3 protein-coding genes and 1 pseudogene are annotated in these 2888 nt (G+C 67.0%); all 4 read left to right on the forward strand.

From position 1 onward, the window contains the following. Positions 1 to 503 (forward strand): MCE family protein (locus tag VOI19_RS17455; RefSeq protein ID WP_323794223.1); only part of this gene is annotated, 503 nt, incomplete at its 5' end. Between the two features lie 31 nt (positions 504 to 534). Beyond that, on the forward strand, positions 535 to 1533 hold the full coding sequence (locus tag VOI19_RS17460; RefSeq protein WP_323794224.1) for an MCE family protein: 999 nt from the start codon (positions 535 to 537) through the stop codon (positions 1531 to 1533). Next, positions 1530 to 2675 carry an MCE family protein gene (locus tag VOI19_RS17465; RefSeq protein WP_323794225.1) on the forward strand — a complete coding sequence of 382 codons (1146 nt, stop codon included), beginning with the start codon at positions 1530 to 1532 and terminating at the stop codon, positions 2673 to 2675. The genes VOI19_RS17460 and VOI19_RS17465 overlap by 4 nt, the downstream gene beginning before the upstream one ends. After that, positions 2672 to 2888, forward strand: a pseudogene (locus VOI19_RS17470) (hypothetical protein); the annotation flags it as partial. The gene VOI19_RS17465 and the pseudogene VOI19_RS17470, both read left to right, overlap by 4 nt.

Consider the following 2888-nt stretch of genomic DNA (forward strand, 5'->3'; position numbering starts at 1 on the left):
CGCTCCAGAGCCTGCTCGCGAGCACGGCTTCGGTCACCCAGACGCTGGCCGACCGCGACCAGATCATCGGCGACCTGCTCGAGAACCTCGACTTCGTGCTCAACCGCCTCGCCGACCGTGACGACCAGCTGAGCGCGACGATCATCAGCTTCCGTGACCTCGTCAAGGGCCTGAAGAACGACCGCAACGCGATCCTCGACTCCCTCGACGGCATCGCCAAGCTCTCGACGACGACGGCCGACTTCGTCACCGACCTTCGCCCGCCGTTCGTCGAGGACATCAAGCAGCTGCGCCGGTTGTCGAAGAACCTCGACAACGGCAAGGGCGAGATCGACCGGGCCCTCCAGGTGCTCCCGATCAAGCTGGAGAAGGTGGGCCGCACGGCCATCTACGGCTCGTGGTTCAACTTCTACCTGTGCGACTTTCAGGGCAAGGTGCGCCTGCCGGGCGTGACCGTCCCGGTCGACTTCAACGTCAACGCTGATCGGTGTGATCTCGGATGACCCGCCTGCACATGTCCGAGAGGGGACTGCGATGAAGCCGTTCCGCGAACGCAACCCCGTGATCATCGGGGCCGTCAGCATCACCGTGCTGGCCCTGCTGCTGGTCGCCGCCTTCCGCGCCCAGGACCTGCCGCTCATCGGCGGGGGAGACACCTACTACGCCAGCTTCGAGGAAGCCGCCGGGCTCAAGGCCGGCGACGCCGTCCTGATCGCCGGCGTCCGCGTCGGTGCTGTCGACGGTGTCTCGCTCGAGGACGGAAAGGTCCTCACCGAGTTCACCGTCAAGACCGACTCGCCCTTCGGCGAGGAGACCGGTGCCGAGATCAAGGTCAAGACGCTCCTCGGCGCCAAGTTCCTCGCCCTGGTCCCGGCCGGCGAGGGCCAGCTGGCACCGGAGTCGACGATCCCCACCGAGCGCACCACGTCGCCGTTCGACGTCACCTCGGCCTTCGAGGGTCTGGCCGGCACCTCCAACGAGATCGACACCGCTCAGCTGACCCAGTCGCTGACGGTGCTCGCCGACCTCACCCGCAACAGCCCTGAGCAGTTCCGCGACGCGCTCTCCGGCGTCTCGGCGCTCGCGAGCAACCTCGCCGCCCGCGACGACGAGATCAACTCGCTGCTCGTCAACCTCAAGCGCCTCTCCACGGTGCTCGACGAGCGTGACGACGACATCATCACCTTGATGAAGGACTCCGACGTCCTCTTCCAGGCGCTGATCCAGCGGCGCGCCCAGATCCACGACGTCCTCGTCGCCACCCAGCAGCTGTCGCAGGAGCTCACCAAGCTCGTGCGTCAGAGCCGTGACGACCTGAAGCCGGCGCTCACCCAGCTCAAGAGCGTGCTCGACGTCATCAACAAGAACGAGGACAACCTCGATGCGAGCCTGCGACTGATGGCGCCCTTCTACCGGGTCTTCGCCAACACCCTCGGCAACGGACCGTGGTTCGACACCTACATCCAGAACCTGCCGCCGGTGCCCAACCTGGACAATCCCCTGGACATCTTGACGAAGGGGGCAGGCTCTTGAGCATCATCGGACGCGCAGCCGTGCCGGTCATCACGCTGATCTTCGCGATCGTCGCCGGGCTCCTGGTCTTCGGCGGTGGTGACGACGACAAGAAGGTCACCGCCTTCTTCCCCCGCACCGTCTCCCTCTACGAGGGCAGCGACGTGCGCGTGCTCGGCGTGCCCGTGGGCGTCGTCGAGTCCGTGGTGCCCGAGGGCACCCGGGTCAAGGTCGTCATGACCTACGACTCCGAGGTCGACGTCCCGGTCGACGCAAGCGCGCTGGTGATCTCGCCGGCCATCGTCGGTGACCGCTACGTGCAGCTCGCCCCCGTCTACACCGACGGCGAGGTGCTGCCCGACAACGCCCTCATCGAGGAGGACCGCAACGAGACCCCGCTCGAGCTCGACGAGATCTACAGCGGCCTCGACCGCCTCACCGTGGCCCTCGGCCCGAACGGCGCCAACTCCAAGGGCGCGCTGACCGACCTCCTCGAGGTCACGGCCGACAACTTCGGTGGTCAGGGCGAGACCTTCAACACCACGATCAAGAACTACGCCCGGCTCAGCGCCACGCTCGACAACAACAAGGACGAGCTCTTCGACTCCGCTCGTGCGCTGTCGGGCTTCATCAGCACCCTGGCCACCAACGACGACGTCGTGCGTGACTTCAACGCCTCCCTCGGGCAGGTCTCCACGGTCCTCGCCGAGGAGCGTCAGGAGCTGGCCGGCGCCCTGAAGAACCTCGCGGTCGCCCTCGACGAGGTCGGCACGTTCGTGGAGGAGAACCGTGCGGCCCTCGGGCAGAACATCCGCGGCCTCAACCGGGTGCTCAAGGTGTTCGTGCGTCAGCGCGACAACTTCGACGAGGTGCTGCGCACGGCGCCGCTGGCGCTGAACAACCTCTACCTGACCTACAACCCCGACGCCGGCACGCTCGACACCAACGCCAACGTGGGCCAGCTCGAGAACGAGATCGAGAACAACCCCAGCGCGCTGCTCTGCGCCCTGGTCAGCGCCAACGACGCCGACGGCTCGATCTGCGACCTGATCCAGACCCTGCCGCTGCCGCGTGGTGCGACCTTCGGTCCGGGCACCGGATCGTCGTTCGGTGACCGGTTCGACCCGACGCTCGGTGGACTCGCGGAGGTGGCAGCACGATGAGCAGCACCCAAGGCTCTTCGACGACCAGGACGGGTCGCTTCGCGCGACGCTTCCGGATCCTCGGCGCCATGATGGTCGGCTCGCTGGCCCTCACCGCCTGCGACTTCGACGTCTACTCCCTGCCGCTGCCCGGTGGTGCCGACGTGGGCGAGAACCCCATCAGCGTCTCGGTCGAGTTCGAGGACGTCCTCGACCTGGTCCCGCAGTCGTCGG

This window comes from Nocardioides sp., from assembly GCF_034670285.1.
Classification (GTDB): Bacteria; Actinomycetota; Actinomycetes; order Propionibacteriales; family Nocardioidaceae; genus Nocardioides.

Coding starts and splice junctions, on each gene's coding strand:
- VOI19_RS17460 (WP_323794224.1), top strand. CDS start 535: ATGAAGCCGTTCCGCGAACGCAACCCCGTGATCATCGGGGCCGTCAGC.